The sequence below is a fragment of the Mycobacterium sp. MAC_080597_8934 genome, assembly GCF_000523975.1.
In the GTDB taxonomy this organism is placed as follows: domain Bacteria; phylum Actinomycetota; class Actinomycetes; order Mycobacteriales; family Mycobacteriaceae; genus Mycobacterium; species Mycobacterium avium.
Genome location: NZ_JAOS01000026.1, coordinates 1 through 19,650, shown reverse-complemented (window position 1 = coordinate 19,650; position 19,650 = coordinate 1). Strand labels below are relative to the sequence as shown.

At 63.4% G+C, this 19,650-nt stretch carries 16 protein-coding genes; 2 read left to right on the top strand and 14 right to left on the bottom strand.

Annotated features, from left to right (window positions below):
* Positions 1–44: 44 nt before the first annotated feature.
* From NF20_RS14600 to NF20_RS14590, 3 genes are all read right to left on the bottom strand, one after another.
* Positions 45–2,576, bottom strand: coding sequence for a tyrosine-type recombinase/integrase (locus tag NF20_RS14600; RefSeq protein ID WP_205626389.1), 2,532 nt, complete (start codon positions 2,574–2,576; stop codon positions 45–47).
* Positions 2,573–3,844, bottom strand: coding sequence for a tyrosine-type recombinase/integrase (locus tag NF20_RS14595; protein WP_033711450.1), 1,272 nt, complete (start codon positions 3,842–3,844; stop codon positions 2,573–2,575). The genes NF20_RS14600 and NF20_RS14595 overlap by 4 nt, the downstream gene beginning before the upstream one ends.
* Positions 3,845–3,963: 119 nt before the next feature.
* The gene (locus tag NF20_RS14590; RefSeq protein WP_033711448.1) at positions 3,964–4,758 is read right to left on the bottom strand and encodes a hypothetical protein; all 795 of its coding nucleotides are present in this window, start codon (positions 4,756–4,758) and stop codon (positions 3,964–3,966) included.
* 171 nt (positions 4,759–4,929) lie between these two features.
* On the opposite strand from NF20_RS14590, the gene NF20_RS14585 reads away from it, so the two are divergent.
* Positions 4,930–6,357: a TraM recognition domain-containing protein gene (locus tag NF20_RS14585; protein WP_033717324.1), complete on the top strand. Its 1,428-nt coding sequence runs from the start codon at positions 4,930–4,932 to the stop codon at positions 6,355–6,357.
* A gap of 80 nt (positions 6,358–6,437) precedes the next feature.
* Here the strand turns inward: NF20_RS14585 and NF20_RS14580 are convergent, their stop codons facing one another.
* The 11 genes from NF20_RS14580 to NF20_RS26375 form a co-directional block, all read right to left on the bottom strand.
* Positions 6,438–7,547 (bottom strand): hypothetical protein, encoded by a 1,110-nt coding sequence (locus NF20_RS14580; RefSeq protein WP_033711446.1) that lies wholly within the window; start codon positions 7,545–7,547, stop codon positions 6,438–6,440.
* A 103-nt stretch (positions 7,548–7,650) separates the two neighbouring features.
* Positions 7,651–8,505, bottom strand: coding sequence for a hypothetical protein (locus NF20_RS25695; RefSeq protein ID WP_050593686.1), 855 nt, complete (start codon positions 8,503–8,505; stop codon positions 7,651–7,653).
* A gap of 43 nt (positions 8,506–8,548) precedes the next feature.
* Positions 8,549–8,884 carry a hypothetical protein gene (locus NF20_RS14565; RefSeq protein ID WP_033711445.1) on the bottom strand — a complete coding sequence of 112 codons (336 nt, stop codon included), beginning with the start codon at positions 8,882–8,884 and terminating at the stop codon, positions 8,549–8,551.
* An 88-nt stretch (positions 8,885–8,972) separates the two neighbouring features.
* On the bottom strand, positions 8,973–9,446 hold the full coding sequence (locus NF20_RS27685; RefSeq protein WP_179944047.1) for a hypothetical protein: 474 nt from the start codon (positions 9,444–9,446) through the stop codon (positions 8,973–8,975).
* A gap of 78 nt (positions 9,447–9,524) precedes the next feature.
* Complete coding sequence (locus NF20_RS14555; RefSeq protein WP_179944212.1) at positions 9,525–11,300, bottom strand: AAA family ATPase; 1,776 nt, start codon at positions 11,298–11,300, stop codon at positions 9,525–9,527.
* Positions 11,301–11,377: 77 nt separating this feature from the next.
* Positions 11,378–13,525 (bottom strand): hypothetical protein, encoded by a 2,148-nt coding sequence (locus NF20_RS14550; protein ID WP_155947449.1) that lies wholly within the window; start codon positions 13,523–13,525, stop codon positions 11,378–11,380.
* Complete coding sequence (locus NF20_RS14545) at positions 13,522–16,410, bottom strand: ATP-binding protein (protein ID WP_255343254.1); 2,889 nt, start codon at positions 16,408–16,410, stop codon at positions 13,522–13,524. Before NF20_RS14545 ends, NF20_RS14550 begins: the two co-directional genes overlap by 4 nt.
* Entirely contained in the window at positions 16,407–16,817 is a 411-nt protein-coding gene (locus NF20_RS28250; RefSeq protein WP_255343253.1) for a hypothetical protein, read from the bottom strand. Before NF20_RS28250 ends, NF20_RS14545 begins: the two co-directional genes overlap by 4 nt.
* Before the next feature lie 25 nt (positions 16,818–16,842).
* Positions 16,843–17,709, bottom strand: a complete 867-nt coding sequence (locus NF20_RS14535) for a hypothetical protein (protein ID WP_155947447.1) — start codon at positions 17,707–17,709, stop codon at positions 16,843–16,845.
* A gap of 80 nt (positions 17,710–17,789) precedes the next feature.
* The gene (locus tag NF20_RS26380; RefSeq protein ID WP_081759519.1) at positions 17,790–18,893 is read right to left on the bottom strand and encodes a hypothetical protein; all 1,104 of its coding nucleotides are present in this window, start codon (positions 18,891–18,893) and stop codon (positions 17,790–17,792) included.
* Positions 18,890–19,348 (bottom strand): hypothetical protein, encoded by a 459-nt coding sequence (locus tag NF20_RS26375; RefSeq protein WP_079628283.1) that lies wholly within the window; start codon positions 19,346–19,348, stop codon positions 18,890–18,892. Before NF20_RS26375 ends, NF20_RS26380 begins: the two co-directional genes overlap by 4 nt.
* Positions 19,349–19,467: 119 nt before the next feature.
* Here NF20_RS26375 and NF20_RS27235 point away from each other — a divergent pair.
* On the top strand, positions 19,468–19,650 hold a 183-nt coding region (locus NF20_RS27235), incomplete at its 3' end, for a helix-turn-helix domain-containing protein (RefSeq protein WP_155947448.1).

Sequence of the window (19,650 nt, the reverse complement as noted above, 5' to 3'; positions counted from 1 at the left end):
TGAGATGCTTCACAGGTAAGCGCCAGATGCCGCTCGTCAGCTCGTCAGGGGCGAAGGGTGAACTCTCGGGAGCGTCCCAGTGCGAACTCCTCCGAACGCAGATCTGCTGCGGTTCGGGCGGTCATCTCCGGCAATGACGGTGTCGCGAGGAATACGGTCGCTTGCTGGCGTGCGCGGTGGTCGAGCTCGGCGAGTTTCTCTTCGGCGGCAGCCAGGCTCGTGCGTAGCCCATCGGCTTCTCCGAGCCATCCTGCTTCCTCGGCTTCAGCGACCCGGTCGCTGAGATTGTCGCGGATGGTCTCCAGGCGGGACCGCTGCGCCGGATCGACCCGAAGCACTGGGCAGCGGATGCAGCTGTGCTCGTGTTGACAACTGGTCCCGTAGGCGCGGCCGCAGTCCCCAAGGGCGAGCTTGCGACGTTCGAAATGCCCGAGGAATTCGTCCCATTCGGCGTCGGTCGGGGTGCGGTATTCCTCGCCGGGGCGCAGCGCTCGGCGCCGTGCGATGAACGCGCGGTGGCCGTTGATTGCTTCCTGGGGATAGATGGTCTTGTATCCCATGGTGGTGTTGATGTCCTTGTGCCCCAGTAGAAGTTGGGCGATATGTGGTGGCATCCCGTTCAGGATCGCGTCGGTGGTAAAGATTCGCCGGAAGTCGTGGGGCCGGAAATAGAGGGGTTGCCCGTCGGCGTCTTTGACGTCGGTGGCCTCGAACGCTTCTTTGATGGCTGTCCGGATCGTCGCGGTAGACAAGGCGGAGCGGTGGCCAACATCGTTCCATTGAAAGAGCAAGGGAGAAGGTGGTTCCCATACTCGCTCGTGTTCGTCGTAGAACGGCACCAGCGGTATCGACTCAGAGTCGCCCCGGACCCGGGTAATGATCGTGGCCAGTACATCGGCCAATTCGGGACTCACGACCAGGAGACGTTCCTGGTCGGTTTTCGATGGGGCGATATGCAACAGCGGGATGATCTCACCCGTCTTGGGTAGCTGATACTGGGTGATGCTGTGGTGGCTTGTTTCGAGCATCTCTTCGATTCGAACTCCTGTGTGGCGCAGAAACTCCACAGCCGCCCAGCCCCAGAACGCGCGGTTCTCCTCCCTGAGCAGATGCCGTTTGCGGCCCGAGGCGTCGACGGCGGCGGTGCGCTGCCGGCGTGTGCCGCGGCGACTCGATAGAACCGCTCTTGTGAACGTCTCACCACACACGGTGAATGTGTCGTCGTCGGTGGCCAACGCTGCCTCAAGCCGTACTCGAGCGTCTTGGGCCCGTTGTGCGGCGGCATCAACGATCGTCGGCAGGAATGGACGTAGATCCCGCGTGCGCTGGTCGATACGAGCCTTGCGCCGGGCGAAGGTCTTCTTCAATAGCACCTCGGTGGCGCTGATGGGACTCGGGACGGCCCACGGTGCCCAGCGAGCGGGGTCTTCGGTGGCCCACTGAGCAAGGTCAAGGTAGAAGGCACGCACCTGGTGCAGGATCGGGATGTAGTTGCCGCGCGGTGCGACCGTCTCGGTGACGGTTCCGTCGGGTAGCTGTCGGCGAGTTGTTTTGGTGCGCAGCCGTTCTTTCCATGCCGAGGCGACTTCAGGACTCAATTTCAACGACTCGATCCCGGGATGGTGAATTTCGAGGTCACGCCAGAAATTCGAACCGAGATAGCGGGCCAACCCCTCCAAACTGGTGTAGTCCAGCGCGGGTTGGCGTTCGGTTAGGTAGTCCACCAACAGGTCGCGGATTCTGCCGTTCTCCACGTGATAGCGATCGATGAGCTGTTCGGGTGTGAGTTGTCCTCCATAGGAGGTGATTCTGCGCAGAGTGGCGGGTGCGCCGCCGGTGAACACCCCGGCCGATCGCAGAATCGCATAGAACAGGTATCGGCGTGATCCAGTGAGGCACAAGCTAATTTCGACCTGGCGCAGCTGTACACAGTCGCCAACCGTGATGTCGGTGATCCCGCCGCCTTTGGCGGCGAGGATGGCAGCGATCTGCCATCGAGCCAGTCTGCCCGGCTGCGAGCCCCACAGATCGGAATCCGTAGCCGCCTCAATGGCAGCGAAACCGCCCGGATCGCGGCGAGCAGTCATGATGTCGGTCAAGTCAGGGTCGCGTTTGCGTGACGAAAAGAACATCAAGCTGGGAGACAAGACTTCTGCTGCGACCAAGACCAGAAAGCCGGCCTTAAGTGCTGACGCGCCGACGCGTCTGGTGTGAGCACCGAGCCACAATGCAGGCTCAGTGATCCAGTCCGCCTCGCGTTCCTCGGCTCCGCTTGTTATCCATCGTTGCTGCCAGGTGTCACCTGATAGGGACGCGAGCCAGCGCAACAGGCCTGTGGCACCACGGACTTGTTTGGGAGTCAACGGCATTGCGGCCCGGCCGGCCACGCTGATTCGCATCAACACCTCATCGATGGATGCTGCGCCGAGATCGGGGCAGGGTGCAGCGATACGGGCCGGAAAGCGCCGCAGCATGTCTTGGGCATACTCACCGCGCCCCGAAACCTGCCAACCCGTTGGTTTCACGCCTGGCGGCACAGCGGCAGTCACCACGTCGGGACGCGACGGAGTTTTCATCGGGTCGCTCCGCGGCTGAAGAGCACGTCGAGCGACTGTTGGTGATACCCCGCCGCCGGAGGCGCCACGTCACTGGGTTGTGCGGCGACGCGGCGCTGATGGGCCAGCGTTCGCGCGACCACGTCCTCCTCTGTGGGTGTGGTGTAGATCTGCGTGGTCGTCAGGTGAGCGTGGCCCAGTACCCACTGCACGTCCGTGATCGACATTTCAGGGTCATTGCTCATCCGGGTCGCGGCCGTATGCCGCAGATCGTGAATGGTCCAATTCGACCCCAGCGCATCCTGCGTACGAGAGAACATCGCCCGGGCCGCCGGATACGACACGGGCCGCCACGGCCGGCGCAAGGTCAGCCACAACGGATGCGACTTGCCGCGAGGTGCGCCCCGCTTCCACACCTGTTCCTGATACAGGCGCAGCCACACGAACGCATCCTGTGACGCGGGAAGCCATTGCACCGCCCGAGATCCCTTACGCGTCACACGGATCAGTTGTTGCCCCGGATCCACATCGAATTGTGTGGTCGACAACAGTTCGTCGGCACGGGCGCCCGTCGATACCCAAAACGCCAGCAGGGCACGATCCCTATGCGTGCGCAGATCTGCGAACAATCGGTTGAACTGGTCATCGGGAATGCTCTTCGGTATCCGACGCTGTCGTCGCGGACGGTACCGACCTGCCCGATCGCCAGACACCGCATCCAGCGGGTTCCGGTGAGCATTGCGCCGTCCCGGCCGACGTGAACGATCCAATGGGAACGGATTGACCAGCGGACCCCGCCCCAACTCGATCTGAAAGTCGTAGAACGAGCGCAATACCGCCTCAGCGTGCACTCTCGTCGACGAAGCGTAACGACTCGACGGTTCCGGCTTGCCAGTCACAGCATTCACTCCACCGTCACGCCTGGACGGTGCGGGAGCAGCTGCCTTATTTCCGTCACGGTGCCGCCAATGAACACGAACGGGCTTGTCGGCCAGCATCATCCAACGTGCGAAGTCACGGCCCTCGATCGATGTCGCGCGGTCCCAGTCCACCCCGACCGCAGCTAGAAACCTCCACCACCGCAACAGATCGTGACCATACGAGCGGATCGTGCCAGGCCGCCGATCTGCGGCCTGCAACTCGGCGAAAAACGCCGCGACTGGTTCAATGGAAATCCCGTTTGCGTCAAGCATGCGAAACGGCACCCAGCGGTCACCGGTCGCCTCAAGCCGGCCAACATCGGGCACCACCAGCACTGCAAGATTCCGCACCCCATCCGGATCGCCCATGACTCGGGAACGTACCAAAGCCCTATCTGACCTGCAATGATTCGTATCTTAGTTCAGTCAACAGATTCACCCCGCTTACCTACACTCTGGTGAATCGCCTTGGCTATCGCGAGCTGTCCCTACGGGTTATCGAGTTCGGAATCCCAGTAGGTTGCGTCGTCTTCGTTCAGAGATGGAAGTGGCCAGATCCCGTAGTGTTTGCGGACCGCCGCGACCGCATTGCGAAAAGCGTCATCGCTGAGTCGGCGTTCCTCAGGGTCGGGCCATTTGTCGCCGAAACGCAGTTCGCTTGACGTGATGCCGAGAAGCTCCAGGGGAAGTGGATGGCGTGCGCCGTTGGCCGAGCAGAGTTCGATGCGGTACTCACCCTTGTAGTCGTAGCCGACGCGATTCTGCTCAGAGTCGAAAAGCATCTTGCCGTGATGCCGCTCCAGCGTGTAAGCGACGATCCGCTCGCCGGTTACGCAGTTGTCGAATTCGGCCGCCTCAGGTTCGAGGGCACCAGGGCTATGCCGGTACTCCCGCGGTATCGGGATGTTGTTCCGTTCAGCGATGTAACCACTGCGGTCGGTCCGCGTGTGAACCCACTCGTGTTGTTCCTGCGCAACGGGTCGGTAGATCGTTTTCATCTCGGCGGCCGCGAACTTCCTGCGGCGATCGTCGTCGAGCTTTATTCGGGCGAACAACGTCGGCCAGATTCCGGCTTTCACCAGGTCGCCAACGCGGTTGCGCGAAACCGACAAGATCTCGCCGATCGCCTTGTCCGACAGCCCTTGCTCACGCAGCCCATAGGCCAGCGCTCCTGTGACGCAGTACGTGACCGTAGCGGCCATTGATTCCCGCTGGCGAGCTTCGGCCAGAATCTGGCCAGCCTGCTCGATCATGGCCGCCCGCCGGTCCTCAACGTTCTCCATGCACCACAGCGTACGTGTGCACTCGCCCGGTGCATTGCATTTCCAGAGTGCAGGCCGTCGCATGTTGAGGCGTTCGCCACCGACCCCACCGCTGTGGCCGGCGGGTTTGCGCAGTGCGGGAAACAACGGGTGTAGGGGCATCGCGCCCCGATCGCGCTACGGTGCGAGCACATGACCTCCCTCGATGACTACACCCCCTATTGCGGTCTCAAGTTCGACGATCGCGACCGGCCCGTGAAAGTGGATACCGCTCCGCACATCTGCGTATCGGCTCCCACCGGGGTGGGAAAGACCCGGCGAATCTTCGGGCCGGCAGCCCTGCTCCATCCCGGACCGGTCGTGAATGTTTCTTCCAAGCCCGATGCGGCCAAGCTGCTCTTTCAGCGTCGGCTGGGGGGAATCCGTGGCGTTCTGGACTTCTCGGCCAAGGGAAATCCGGTGTGGCCAATGGGCGTTCGCACCATGGTTTCTGATCCCACGGCCAACATCAAGAACGCTGACGAGGCGCTCACGGTCGCTGAAACCATGCTCGCCACTGGCGGTGTCGGGTTCGGCGGGGTGACCTCAGGGGCCACCGTGAGTGCCGGCGGCCTCTGGGAGTCGACAGCATCAGCACCACTGGCAGCCCTGCTGTACGCGGCCAGCCCAAAAGGCAACGGGCTCGGAATGCCGTGGGTGCTCAACGCCGCCGAAAACTACGGCCTGCCCGATCCCGCCGCCGACACCGGCACCGGCCCAGCCGCGCTGCAACCCGCCCAAGTTCCCCCCGAATCCTGGATGGCCGCAGTCGAATGGTGCCCACACGCCATGCTCACCGACCCCCTGGTCAGCATGCTCGCCATGGACCCACGAATGCGTGACAGCGTCGCCATCACCGCGCGCAAAGCAATCAAACCGTGGCTACGACTCGGGTTGGCCACCCAAGCCAACGACAACCGCGACACCGACCCGATCCAGCAACTCGACATCCACAATTTCGACGTCCGCATGCTCGATGACCCCCAGACCACGATCTGCGTCATCGCCCCCCACACCGGCGCTGTCGCCGGCGTGGCGGTCGCACTGATCGACTCGATCATCCGCCACTTCGAAAACAAAGCCGCCAACGACGAACTCACCGAACCACTGCTGCTGCAACTCGGCGAAGTCTGCAACTCCTGCCCGCTACCGGGACTGCTCAACTACGTTGGCGCCGCCCGCGGCAGCGGCATCCGCATCCAAGCAGAGGTTCAAGCCTCCAGCCAGTTCGATCACGTTTTCGGCCCGAAATACGCTGACGCACTGCGCGATATCTTCCCAGGCTTTCTCATCATGCGCGGAGCCCATGAACGGCACCTACTCGAACAGGCCTCTCACTGGGAAGGCTTGTCTACCCGGCGCACCGAGGCGTACGAACCTCAATCCGGCAGCCGTGGCCAATCATCGGTGTTCGGTGCTCAAATCGAATGGCAGGAATTCCTGCCGCAGGATCTCAACGAAGCCCGGCTCGTCGTGAAGGGAACCGGCGGCGAACGTGTCTGGATTCCCGACTGGTCGGACTTCCTCAAAATTTATGACCAGGCGGTTAAGGCGCGCGTCGCCCGTGCTTCCGCCAAATAGCAGGCGCAGGTCTACGTTTGGGAGGGGCGTGCGCGACCATGATTGGCATAGCTGGGAGCTGGGTGTCAGCGCTCCTTAGCTTAGAACCGACTAGGGCCGTACAGCGAGCCAAAAGTCTCCGGTCGTGTGGCGCGGGACCAAAAGCACGTCAGCGGTTCGTCAGAACCGGGCGGGGTCGGTAGGGGGAAGACGCGTTCGACAAGCCCCAACGCTGCGCGGAACGCCGCCTCCCACTCGGGATAGCGCACTTCGATGCCTTCGTGCACCGCGTTGTTGCGCCGCTCGACGAGATCGGCATGGAAGGTCGCCGGCAGTTCGCCGCCGAGTGCGGTGGCCTTCCCGCCCAGCGTCTTGGCGTTTGCGAGCGTCTTCCGTCGTTTCGGATCCGTTTCGTTGGCGAGGAGGTCGTCGATCCGTTTCGTCGCGGCAAGCTCTGCTGCTGTCGCGGCGTCGATGACTGCCCGGCGTTCCTGGTCGGCATTCTGGAGGGCGCGCGCGTCACGCAACAGCCGCCAGGCCAATGGCGGCGGCGTCGTCGCGAGCGCCACACAACTTTGCAGGATTTCTGGTGTCACACCGATGACGCGCTCAGGGCCCCGAATCACCGTGCCGCCGACCTTCAGCTCGTGCCGGTCCCCGTCCTCGTCGGCGACTGCCCATATCGACGTCCTCATGTGGGGGTTTAACCAGTCGTCACCTTCTTCACCAATTTGTGCGAGCCGCTGATTGGTGCAGATTTCAAGCCACGTGCGGACGTTGTCCCACCAGGTGTCGATGTGGTGCAGGATCTGTTGTGCGAGAAGCTCCTGGCCCCACTCAGCGCGTATGGCGGGGTCCACTTGCGCGGAGCGGGCGTGAACGCTGAACGTGATGCGTTTGATGGCAACACCTTTGAAGCCCAGAGCCTCATGCCGGCAATGGGTGCCCCATTGTTCATCGGCTGCTCGCGGTGTCGCCGTCCAGCCCTGCGGAGGCGCAAGGAAATTAGCGAGTCCGCGCTCGATGGCCGGGGTTGCTGGCAGGCGCAATGTGACAGGCAGGACACCGTCGTCGGTAACCAGGGACGTTGAGTAGCTCGGCCGTGCCGAAAGTAGCTCAACGTCGGCTAGGAACGGCCGATCGAGGTCATACCACCACTCAAGATGGACGTCTTCGCCCTCGTCCGGTGCGGCAGTGTCCTTCTCAAGCATCCGGAAACCGTACCCAAGTTGAACAGGCCACGTCGCGGCATTTTCCAGTGCCCGGGTGTGCTCGACAGCGGAATCGTCGAGCGGGTTCGGGCGAGCCGCTGGACTAATGGTCGTCGTCGTTCAGATCGCTGTCGTCAGCGCGGGACTCTGCGCGGTACGCCTCCCACTTTGCGATCTCATCCGAAGTGGGGCCGGGCTCCTCGATGTAGACGAGGCTCGGTTCCGGACCCGCTGCCTGGGTGTATACCGGTTCGGAGTCTGTAATCAGGGAGCGAATGAAATCTGTCGCGTGGTACACGAGCTGCTCATCGCTGCAGGCCAGACCCAGCTCCAGATGCAATCGTGATGTGTTACTCCAGTTGGCTGAACCACACCAAACCTGTTGAGGGACGAAGTGTGTCTCTTCGAAGGATGGTGCGTCACCTGGATCGATCACCCACCGCTGGATCTCGCCGAGCACCAGCAGCTTGGTGTGCAGCAACGGCTTCGTCACCGGGGGCTGCTGCTGGCGCCACCCATACACGCGCACCGGCCCGACGCCGTACTCATACCTGGGTTCCTCGCCGGACAGAACAAGGTCTTCTTCATCGTCGGGGAAATCATCCGGCCGATGCCGGCCAAGGCGAAGCGCGGTGTTGGGCATGCGCCTGCGCCCGTTGATCAGCTGGTCGGGCACGATACCGACTTCATTCTTGTCGACAACGATGCAACTCCACATCTGGGCTAGCCGATCAGCGACCTCCTGGCTGCCCAGCCACGGAACACACCCGATGGCCGCTGGCCACCGCGCACCCTTCACACGTTCGACAGCCATGTGCTCATCGAGGAGTTCGCACAGTCCATCGACCACGTTCCCGGCGAACCAGGCCCGCCACCCAGCGCCGTCGGGCCCCCACGCCTGCGGCTTGCCCGAAAACCAACTGAAGACATCGCGATCACCCAGCGGAGTCAGTGCCATCCGTCCATTCTCGGTGCGCCCGTTCCACGGTCAACGCGTGGATCTAGTCCCGCCGGTGCACGACCGGAATGCCCCACCGCCGAGTCGGGTCGATGCGACGCAGTGGCGTCTGGTTGAACAGGCGCCGCGCGATCGAGCTTTTCCAACCGTGATGCTTGTAGGCGATCATCCAATGGCCAGCCAGCCACAACGCAAACCCGCCGATGAATGCGAGGAAGCACGCTGCGGCAGCACCAACTTCGTTGTGTGCGCCGTAGACGAACGTGCCGGCCAAACCGAGCAGTGCGAAGAACACCCCGAACACCCGGGCAATGATCGATCCGAACAACCAGGCGGCCAGTGCGACCAGGAATGCCGCGGCGAGGTAGGCGAAGATCATGGTAAGCATCCTCACTCGAGAAGGGTGCTGTCGCCCACACCGGTCGTCAACGATTCGAGGCGATAAGGCCCGGGCGGGAGGTGCGGATCTATGCGAGGTCGACGCTGAGACGATGGTGGCCTGTGCACCCTCGATGGAGCGTGTTGACCCGCCGCTGTGCACGGAGCAGCCGTTCGTCGCGGTCCGCGCGTGCGTCGTCGCGCAATGATCCGTGCGTCTCCATGCTGGCCGGTCTGCCGATCTGCATCGTGTGCCCGCTATCGGGGACATGCTGCCAAATGGGTTGCCACTCATCGAATTCTCCGGCGTCAACACGGTGTTGCAGATCGCGCCACGGCGCGCTGTCAGGGCCGGCCTCGATCACACATTGCTCGAGGAAGTCCACCGCCGCCACGGAGCCGAATTCTGCATGGTGGGCAGCTTTGTCGGCGTCAGACCATGTCGGGTCCATCTCGCCGAGTTCGATCAAGTGGTCAGTAACCCAGTGGTTGACTTTGCGTGTGATGGCACCGATATCCCATTGTTGTGGGTCCAGCCCGGCCTGGCGCAGGAATGCAGTCACGTCGTCGGGGCTGACCCGAGTGTCACTTCGGCGCGGTGGAGCAATATCCATGACTGCCTCCGGCAGGGTGAGGAATGGCTATGCGATGTCGGCGATGGAAGGGTCCAGGCGCTGAGTCAGAAGGGTCCGCCGAGTGGCCTCGCGGAGATCGGCGGTGATGACGGTGCGTCCTCGTCGCAGCCCTTCGGGCGTGGTGGTGTCGAGTGTGGGTGTGACCCGGTTTTTCATGAGTAACGCGGCTTCGGTCAGGACCATGCGGGCGAAACGACCATTGGCGGCGATGTCAATGAGACGACGCGGGCCACCCGGTTCTCCTCTGGGCCCGGCGTTTTCGTCTTCACTCGACCAGGCCTCATACAGATAGGTGCATAGTTTCAACCAGTATTGCCCGCTGTCGTCGTCTAGGAGAACCTTGGATCGACTGGCCGCCATCCGTGTGAGGATTTCCAGCATCTCCTCACCAGTGTAAGAGGGAAACTCCAACTGGACCGGGAACCGTGAACGCATTCCGACGTTATGGTCCAGCATGGCGTTCAGTGGGCCCTTGTACCCCGCGAGAATGACCATGGTGTTGTCGCGGTTGTCTTCGGTCCACTTCATGATCGTGTCGAGCGCTTCTATGCCGAAATCGTTGGGTGTGTGCGGCTTGTAGAGCTCCGGGGCTTCGTCAACGAGGGCCACACCACCCTTGGCTTGTTCCAAGAAGGCCAAGGTGCGGCTGGCCGTTACGCCGATATGCTCACCGATCAGCGTGGCCCGAGAGGCCTCCACCACATCAGGTTTGGCCAATAGCCCCAGACCGCAATACTCTTCACCGACATCGCGGGCCATCGACGTTTTCGCGGTACCGGGCGCCCCGACAAACGACATGTTGAGACTTTCCATCTCACCGACCTCTTCGCCGGCGGCGAGCATCATCGCGTCGTATTGCCGAGCGATCTTCAACTGGTGCAGCCGCTCTTTAACCGGTGCCAGGCCGACGTAGGCGTCGATACGTGCTTCGGCGCGGGCCAGCATCTCGGGATCTCCAGCGCGCCGCTTCTCACGCGCGAGATCGACCACCGACGGCCCGCTACGCGGATCCCACCGGTTGCTGCGCGCGGCGATCGCATCGACGGTCGTTGTCAGCAGGCCGTATGTAGGGTCGGCCAGCGCAGCCGCGGCCTCCGACAATCGCACATCGCCCACGACGGCCTTCTGGAGATGAAGATGAGCGCGCTTCTCATCCTGGCGCGCGCGTTCACACAACCCCAAAAACAGGGCTGACTCAGCAGCTACCTGGGGAATCGTCGGCTTCATCGTTGCCAGCGTGGCCACGGCTTCATCGACTCGGCCCAGACGGGCTTGGGCCACGCCCGTCATCAACGTCGTCACCTCGTCGACTTCCGGCTCGATCACCGACACTGAGCGGCATGTCCAGTCCAGCACCGCAGGCCACTGTTCTGTCACGTAGTACAGGCTGGCGCCGAGGAGCCGATGGATTTGGGCCTGGTGGGGTTCGGGGGCCAGATGCACCGTGTCGAGAAGCTTTTCGGCCAGGTCGTAATCGTGTGCTCGGATGACGGCGGCGATGCGCGCCAAGGCCAGACCGGTATGGGTGCAGGGATACAGGTTGATGCAGTCGATGGGAGCCGGAACCGCGGGATAAAGCTGAGTGTCCTCCAGCCCCAGCCTGCGAGTCTCGCGGTGCAGAAATGTCGAGTTCTCGTGGGCACCGGTCAGAGTGGACACGCTGACGTCGCCTGCACAGGCCAAACCCACCCACGCGTCGCACATCGCGGGATCCGCGTCGACGGCACGCTGGAAATGCGGTCGCGCCGCGGCGCGCTGCTGCTCAGTGGCGTCCTTGGCCAACGTGAGCGGATACCCGGGTATCGGTGAGGACAGTCCCAGCGCCTCGATACCAAGAGCGAAGTGTTGTCGGGCGGTCATCATTGCTGCCCTTTCGTAGCAGGCCGCGGTGTAGCTGCAGGAAATTCTAGGGGGCCGTCATCGGACGCGTCGTCGGCCACATTGCCAGGTCCGGGCTGCGACAGGTCATCGTCACCAACTGATGCCGCATGCCGCGCCGAGGAGGCGCGGCGGGCCGGCCGCTGCGCTGATGTCGCCTGCATCGCCAAGCCCGGCTCAGGTGTCCCTGGGGCCAGCTCATCAATCGGTGAGTGTTGAGTCGAGGGCTCAGAGTGTGGGTGCGACCCGTGCCGGTGCCCACCACCGGACTCGTGCCCGTCAGCGTTTTCGTCTCGGTGATGGCCGCGTACGCGTTCGACAACCGCCACCGTGGCCGCAACTGGCACGGCGACCTCTGGGGCGGCGACCTCGGCCACCGTTTCTGCGGCCGCGCCGACCTCTGCAGTGGCAGCACTTCGCGTCGCAGTGGTCGCGACCGCCGACGTCGCATGTGCGGCCGCCTCTTCGGTCCCGGCTGAGGCCGCAGGCTTGGTTGCCAAGTCGGGGGCGGGTCGACTCGGACGCGGCTTGACGACATCCAAACTGGGAACATCATCAGGTTTCGAGCCACCACCGGTTTCGGCGCCTTCCTCGCCGTCTTCGTCGGACGAGCCCGACCGCCAGTTGCGGTACCGATCGCGCAGGCCCCGCGCCCGGTCGAGGCCATCGTGGAAGTCGTCGTATTCCGAGCGTGCCGCGCCTCGTCCGGAGTCCCACACCGAACGCCAGTGGTGGGCGATAGTTCCCACATTGTCGGTGTAGAAGTGCTTGTCGATGTAGTGGAACAGGAAGACCGCCACGATGGATCCGATTGCCACCATGAGCAGGCGCGGAACCACTGTGACCTCGCCCCGCCCAATGATGCCGGTTGTCAGGGCCCAGGCGATGCCCAGGGTGCTGATGGCCAGGAACGTGGTGAAGATGATCGTCTCGACACCATGGAACAGCAGTTGCGAACCGGAGCGGGTGGCGAAGTCCTTGGCGCGTTTCCAGCCGATCATGCCGAGCAGGAATGCAGGAGTGACGATGATTCCGTAGTAGGCGGCCTTGGCACCGACGACGAGCGTGCTGATCCCGACATACCAGATGAAGAATCCGATGAAGAATCCGATGCCCAGAAAAAGCGCCCCGAGCATGATGTCGTTGGCGCCCAGGTGCTGGGCATGGGCGAGCGCGTCGGCGGCGTTGCAGTGAATCCCGCCGGTTTGGGGCAGTCGTGGGTCGGCATACATCGCGTGTGCCGGTCCCGGGCCTTGACCGTCGGCGGCGCGAACGGCCGCCGACCAGGCCTGCCGGCAGCCGGGTATGTCGTCGACGACACGGCCGAAGTTCATCAGCTGAATCATCGGGCGCACGGTGTTGGAGATCAGCTCACCCATCATCGCGTCGAGTTGGGCGTCCAGCGATTGGCCGGGAGCGAATGATTGGCCACGCACCGTTTGGGCGATCTGAAACCCCGTGGAGCGGGCCATGCCCAACAGGCCGTGCTCGCTGGTCAGTTCGTCGATCGGGTTGCGAAAGAACGTGAACAACAGCAGTGTCAGGATTGCGGCGTTGCCTGCGATGCTCCACGCGCGGCCGGGCCGTCCGTTCTGATAATGAAAGCCGGCTACTAGGACGCAGATCGCAATCGCTATGGGCCCCAGCCACATTGCGTTGACTAACCCTGTGACCGCGGTGTGGATAGGCCGAGCGACCTCGGACAATGCCAGCAGGTAGGTATTCGACATCGCGAAGCGCAAGAACCAGAACGACAGGGCTGCGCCGTAGACGATCGCGGCGGCCTCCCAGGTCAGCACGGAGGTGACCAGGCTGTGGGACATCCAGACCTGGCCAGCTTCGTTGAGCCATTGCAGCCACGATGCGGGGTTCCAGTCGACTTCTTGGCCGTTGTTGGTGACCGCCTCGGAAGTGCTGACCACCGACAAGAACATGTCTTTCAATGGGACGCCGTCGGCGTCACGCAGCCCGGTCCAGCCGAGCGCCGCGGCGCCGGTAGCCGCGGCGGCGCTGGGCGCTGCCGCCATCGCCAACGCGCACAGCGCATGCATTCCAATCATTACCGTCAGTGTTTGGCGCACCCGATCGTGACGGGAAAGCCACAGCGCCAAGCGCTCTCGCAGGATCATGCGGCCCCCTGCATCGGGGTGCTGTCGAAGTCTCGCGCCAGGTTGTCGGTGGGCGCGCCGAAGAACTGCACCCGCGCAACGCGGCCGAGCTCATCGACCATGAATCCTTCGCCGCGGCGCTCGGGGTCGACCGCGCTGGCCTCGGTGACGTGAACCGTGCCGTCGGCGTCGGTTTCTACGAGGTCGTCTTCGCGGGTATTGCCCGGGCTGGTGTCCTGCGACAACGTGTCCACCAGTTCGGGGTACATCTCGGGATCGATCCGGGCCCATTTCAGCGTCAAATATGCCAGCTCGGGATCCTGCACACGGAAGATCCATTTCTGCGTGACGAACTTGTCGCCCATGTGCGCCAGATCGCGGTAATCCTGTGTGATGAACCAGATCCCTGTGGCGTGCTTGCGACCGCGGCGTGTGATGAGGTGGGCAATGCGCGCTGTCGCGCGATAGGCCAGCAGCTCGGCGCACTCCTCGAAAATCATCGCGTCGAAGATGTGGCGCCGGCCGAACATGAACTTCTGCTCAAGCTCGATCAGCAAGCCGTACACGGCCATACCGGCGCGTTGTGGGCCGGACAGCTGGTCATATTCATCGCTACTGTCAGGAAGGGCGAGGTTGCCGGTCAGATACACCGTCGCTGCACCGTCTTGGGGATGGTAGGCCGGTAGCGAGTCGTCGAACAGGCCGGGGAAGTCCTCTTCAGCTGACTCCAAGCGCAGCAACAACTCGTCCTCATCAGCTCCCGGCTGTGCGCGCAGATAGCTCATCAGTTCGCGGTGGCTGTTGATTCCGAGGAGTTCGCGATTCTCAGGCCGAAGCAGTCGCCGATACCGTTTGGCTTGAATATGGTTGGCCGGCAACCCGATCCACGGGAGTATGTGAGCCGCTGCGACCCTTGCCGCGACGTTGGACGGGAAGATGACCAGCGGGTCGAAGCACCATTCCGCCAAGGTGGGGTCGATGAACAGTACGCCGGGAACCGATCTCAGTGCTGTGCGCCACTCTGCGATCGTGTCTGGCTCGAAGACCACCACACGTCCGCCCCGATAGATCAATTCCAGTGCAGACAGCTTGGCGCGGTGAGTTTTCCCGCCCCCGGGATCGCCAACGATCGCCAGTCCGGTGTTGTTGTTGCGTCTGGCGCACCCTTCGGGATCGTGCAGGATCACCGAGGGTCGCATGGTGGTTTGATCGACCGCCAGGGGGCTTCCTTTCACGTTGCCGACGCGCCCGGAGATAAGCGGCAAGAACAGTGACCACTCGTGGGCCGTTACTGGGTTGCGGAATTCGTCTATAGGGCAGGAATTTTCGCTGCCGGTGTGGAAGGCCTTCCAGAGTTGCAGTTGCGCTCCGCGGCGCCGTCGTACCACGATGCCGACCGTCTCGAGTTCTTGTCGGATCTGTTTGACCGCGTCGTCGAGCGACGCGGGCGTCGCGGCGCCGACCGCGATGATCGTGGTGTGATCGAGTTCCCGTTCGGCGGGGTTCGACAATTTGCGGGTGTACGCGCGGGTGCTCTTCAGCTTCTTCGGGAGCTCGTCGTCTTCTCGGCCGCGGTCGCCGCGCTGGTCGATCTGGTCTTTGATGTTCTTGGTGTAGCGGTAGTTGACCGCCTTGGCTTCCTCGGGGGTGCGGACGTCGTAGTGCTGGGTCCACTCGATCGTGGCATCGGTCTGGACGTTGAGCAGGCCGTGCAAGTAGGACGCACGAGGAAACCAGATCCCCATTTCGGGGAAGTGCTCGACAGTGAGGAATGTTTGGTAGCTGTTGGGCGCCTTCGGATTGTTGGGGTCATATACCCGAACAAGAGGATGGACCTTCGGCCGCCACCACGGCCGGCCAGCGTTGTCGCCTTCGTCGAGTGCCATTTGTGGAAAGTCGGCGGAGGTAAGGGAATTCGGGCCCGCGCCGGCGGTAGGGAGCGGCTCGTGGATCACGCCCAGGCCCGCGCGGTGGCGGTAGTACCACTGGATTTGAGCAGGACTTGCAGGGCGAATGTGGAACTGATTGGGCAGTGACCCGACGATATTCCGCGCGACGGTGCGGTAGTGGTGGATCGATGTATCGGAATCCTTGTCCCGTCCGCTGATCCAGTCGAGCACACGTTTTCCCTGGCCCAACGTGGTGCGGCCCGAGGTGCCCGAATCGACGGGGATGGACAGCCAGAACCGCGCGCGTACGGGACCGGTGTAGCCCGAGGTGATGGCTTTCGACGGTGCGGCGATAGTTGGCTCCCATGCGCGGCACTGCTTGATCCATGCCTTGTTGTCGGTGTGGGGGCCGACCATGGCGCGCATGATGGCGTTCTTGTCCTCGGCGACGAGAAGCCCGCGGATCTGTGCACCCGAGGGCAGTTGGCGTCCCAGGCTTTGTGTCAGCTTGGCCGCCTCGTCGTGAACGTTGAAGGATTGCATCGTGACGGCACGCCCGTCGAGCAGGTACTCGGCGTACACGCCGCCTCGGGTGAAGACCAGATTGCCCTCGACCTGCTGGGCAGGGTCGAAACTCTCGTCGACGGTGAGACCGTGATCGTCGCCGTTGGAGGTGATGACGTGTTTGGGGCGCAGCATGTTGCGCACGAACATCATCCGCACGGCCAACGACGGTCGCGTCCTGGGGATTAGGACGCGCATCAGCGCCACGGTGATCACCATGAGCGCTATGCCCCCGACTAGGACCGGCCACGCACCTTCGTGGGTGTCCACCCACCACAGCGTCGCGCCGCCGATCGTGATGATGGCGCCCCGTTCGGCGGGCCGGTAGGGGCCGCCTGGCCACTTTTGGCCTTTGCCTACATCGCCGCCGACCTGGATTTCGACGTCACGGATGCCGGTGTGTACGGTAGCGGCCTCCCCGCTGCGGCGGGGAGCCATCGTGGGCGCAGTCACCAGCCGCGGTTGACTGAGACGGAGCCGCCGTTACCGCCGTTGAACCAACCGCCGGGGGCCTTCTCCACTTCGCTGTTGCCGCGCTGGTAGATCCCAACGATGTGGGTGATGAGGATGGCCAGACCCACCCCACCCAGGATCGCCTTGAACGCCGCGCCTTCGCCTTTCTTCCAGTGGTCGCGCATGCCGCGGACAATGCCGCCGCCCAGGAAGTAGGCGCAGCCGATCCCGACGATGATGTAGAAGATCCAGTGGCTCATGTCGATGAGCCCGCCGCCGCCAGCAGCCAGGATGAGCTGCGAGTTGGGTTCGGTGACGCCGTGTGCAGCAATGTCACCGATACTGCTGGCACTCACCGGGTTCGGCATGTCGTGCAGCCATGTCGGCAAGAGACTCAGATCGTTCATGATGGTGCTCCTTCGATGTGATGGGTTACGGGGTTGCTGCTGAAGCAGGTGCAGGCGCCGGGGTGGGGGTCAGATCGGCCACCGCCGGCATCGCGTCGATCTGCGCGACGAACCAGCTGCCGCCGCTGGCCCGCAGCGTCAGTGGGTAGGACAGCGTTTCCTGGCTGTAGTCGGGCCGGCGCGCGGAGACGTCGATGTGGACGGGCAGTTCGAAGTTGTCGGGCGGGTTCTCCGGTGCCTCCGATTCGGCCTGCGCTGCGGTGACGGTCGCCTCGCTATAGGCCGCCAGCGCCGTGATCCCCGAGTTGGCGGTAGTGAATCGGTCCAATCCCCCAGCGTTGGTCAGATACGCGGTGGCGAATCCTGACAATGAGGTGAACAAGGGTGTGAACTCGGTCGAGTCGGGTTTGCGCGGCTCCACCGTGACGGGATAGTTCAGGGCGATATATGCCCCGGGAGGGTCGGACTGCAGGCGCGAGATTTTGTCGATCGCTTGCAGACCGGTGTGCTGATAGACGCTCACCGTGAGCTGATAGATCGCCGGGCTCTTGGGAGCACCGGGGTAAAGCTGTTCGCTCACCTGGACTTTCACACTGTAGAGGCTCACCTGGTCGTTGCTGGGCCCGTACTTGATCGCTTGAGGCTTGGCATCAGAAACGATCTTGGAGCCGGGAACGGCCGGGGTGTACTTGCGGCCGTCGGGGTAGCAGCGGCTCAGATCGGTTCCGCCGCTGATGGTTCCCGACAGCAGCGATTCGATGCAGTCCGAAGCGAACGCCTTGACCCGGTCGGATTCATTGACGACCGACCGGCTCTCTTCGACGATCGGCGGAGGCGGTGGCGGAAACACGAACCGCTTCGCCTCGGCCAGACCACTGATCGACGAGAACAACACCAGAGCGGCGAACCCGCCCCGGCGCGCGATACTGCCTCCGGCGCCGAGCCTCCGCTTCCATGTATTGGAAATTTTCATCAGATCGCCTTGTGTCCAATGATTTTGATGCTGGAAACCGCGAACGTCCGCAGACTGCTACCCGGTCCGGGCTCGTTGCCATCGAGGGCAAATGCGCCGCCCGGTGTCCCAGTTGGTGGCGCGGGCGGGCCGAGCACCGACCCGAAAACGCCTCCGGGCGCGGGTTGCTCGGTCGCGCTGGGCTGCGGAGCCGGTGGCGGACTGGTCTGCTGGATGATGATGGTGACTTTCGAGGCCGTGATGTGCGGGATGGCCATCGGCGCCTCACCGCGCACGTTGAACGTGTTCTGGGGCTTGACGGTGTTGGCGGGGTCGTTAAATGACCACTGCAACCGGGTCACAACTTGATGGGCCAGCCACGGGTCCGGCTCAGTGTCGGGGCGCCCTGGCCTACCGATCGCCCCCGGCACAATCACCACTCCGGTGATCACATAAGACTGCGGCATTCCCGGTGGGCCCAATACGAGATCCAGCCGCTGTCCTGGCCCGTTGAGCACGCATATCCACGGTGTCGGCGAATCGGCAACCGCCACCGACTGGGCCGGGGTTGAGCCGGCCTCGTCGCAGTCAGAACTGGCCGTGAACGGCAGCGGCCCGTCTGCGTTGGCGTCGCTGGGCGCCGTAGGTCGTGGTGGTGCTGTGGGAGCAGGCCGCGGCGCGGACGATGACGACGCAGTGGGCGCGGTTGGCGCCGCAGCAGGAGCCGGGCTGTTCAAATTTGAAGCGACAGCGGTGATTACGGTTGCCAGGGCGACCGCGCCAACCCCCGCTCCCAACACCCACGGTGTGAAACGGCGGCGCTTGTCCGCGGAGTCGCCGGTCGCGGGCTTGCGGTCTGAACTCGGCGCTGCGTCGAGATCGGTGACCGTGGTCAACTGCGTAGTCGTCGAGCCCTGATCATCGTCACCGCCGTGGACTTCGGGCTGATCGAGCGTCTCGTCGCCCGCATCGTCGTCAGAGTCGCCGCGGTCGTGATCGAACTCGTCGTCGTGTGCGTCGTCGGCCTCGGCGTCGGCTTCGTCGTCTTTGTCCTCGGGCCGAACTTGAGCGCCGATGCCCACAAGCCAGCGTTCATCGTCATCGAGCGGAGTGGGTCGGGTCATGGCCGGCTGCTCCGCGGACGTGCGTGCGAGACGCTGCGCCGGGCGTGGGAACGCCCAGATGCCGAGGCGTAGGACTGGCCCGCCGGGCTAGGCAGAGCCAGAGGCGGCCCCAGCTGTAGGTACCCCTCCCCCTCGAAGCTGCCTTCCCCTTCGCCGCCGACGATCACCCGCGTGTGCCGATGCGATGGCAGTGCGGAAACCACGGGTACCGGCGGCTGCGGTGCACGGGCCAGCCCCGCGCGATGTGCGCGATTCTTCATCGCTGCCCTCTGTGGGTGGCGCTCTCGGCGGTAGGCCTGGACCCGGCGCCACACATAGACGGTCAACATCACGACCGCGCCCAGCACGATGAGCGGCAACAGCCGGGCCAGCAGCTCAATGAGCAGCATCACGGCCACGTAGAGCGCGACCGCTGCGACCCCGGCCAGCGCCAGAGCCGCCTTCAGCACCTTCATGTCACCTTCTCCGTTCACTGTCAACAAAACCTCATCATGTAGGCATGACTCTAGCGACTAAATCATCTTTCTGTCGACACATGTAGACGTAAACTGTCATCTACAGTTATCTTTCTAACGTGGAAGCACCTCAAGATGGCCCCGCACGGCTCGATTGGTATGTCAGACGCCGCCTCACCGAGAAACGGATGACCTTCACCGAACTGGCCAAACGCGCAGGACTTAGCCGCAGCACGTTCTACAAAGCTGTCCGCAACTCCCGCGGCCTGCGCCCCGAAACCATCGCCCAGCTCGACCAGGCA

Bases quoted from the DNA above. Each gene is read 5' to 3' on its own strand.
- NF20_RS14580 (WP_033711446.1), bottom strand. From the start codon at position 7,547: ATGCTTGAGAAGGACACTGCCGCACCGGACGAGGGCGAAGACGTCCAT.
- NF20_RS26380 (WP_081759519.1), bottom strand. From the start codon at position 18,893: ATGACCCGACCCACTCCGCTCGATGACGATGAACGCTGGCTTGTGGGC.
- NF20_RS14595 (WP_033711450.1), bottom strand. From the start codon at position 3,844: ATGGGCGATCCGGATGGGGTGCGGAATCTTGCAGTGCTGGTGGTGCCC.
- NF20_RS14565 (WP_033711445.1), bottom strand. From the start codon at position 8,884: ATGATCTTCGCCTACCTCGCCGCGGCATTCCTGGTCGCACTGGCCGCC.
- NF20_RS14585 (WP_033717324.1), top strand. From the start codon at position 4,930: ATGACCTCCCTCGATGACTACACCCCCTATTGCGGTCTCAAGTTCGAC.
- NF20_RS14590 (WP_033711448.1), bottom strand. From the start codon at position 4,758: ATGGAGAACGTTGAGGACCGGCGGGCGGCCATGATCGAGCAGGCTGGC.
- NF20_RS14600 (WP_205626389.1), bottom strand. From the start codon at position 2,576: ATGAAAACTCCGTCGCGTCCCGACGTGGTGACTGCCGCTGTGCCGCCA.
- NF20_RS14550 (WP_155947449.1), bottom strand. From the start codon at position 13,525: ATGATCCTGCGAGAGCGCTTGGCGCTGTGGCTTTCCCGTCACGATCGG.
- NF20_RS26375 (WP_079628283.1), bottom strand. From the start codon at position 19,348: ATGAAGGTGCTGAAGGCGGCTCTGGCGCTGGCCGGGGTCGCAGCGGTC.
- NF20_RS25695 (WP_050593686.1), bottom strand. From the start codon at position 8,505: ATGGCACTGACTCCGCTGGGTGATCGCGATGTCTTCAGTTGGTTTTCG.
- NF20_RS28250 (WP_255343253.1), bottom strand. From the start codon at position 16,817: ATGAACGATCTGAGTCTCTTGCCGACATGGCTGCACGACATGCCGAAC.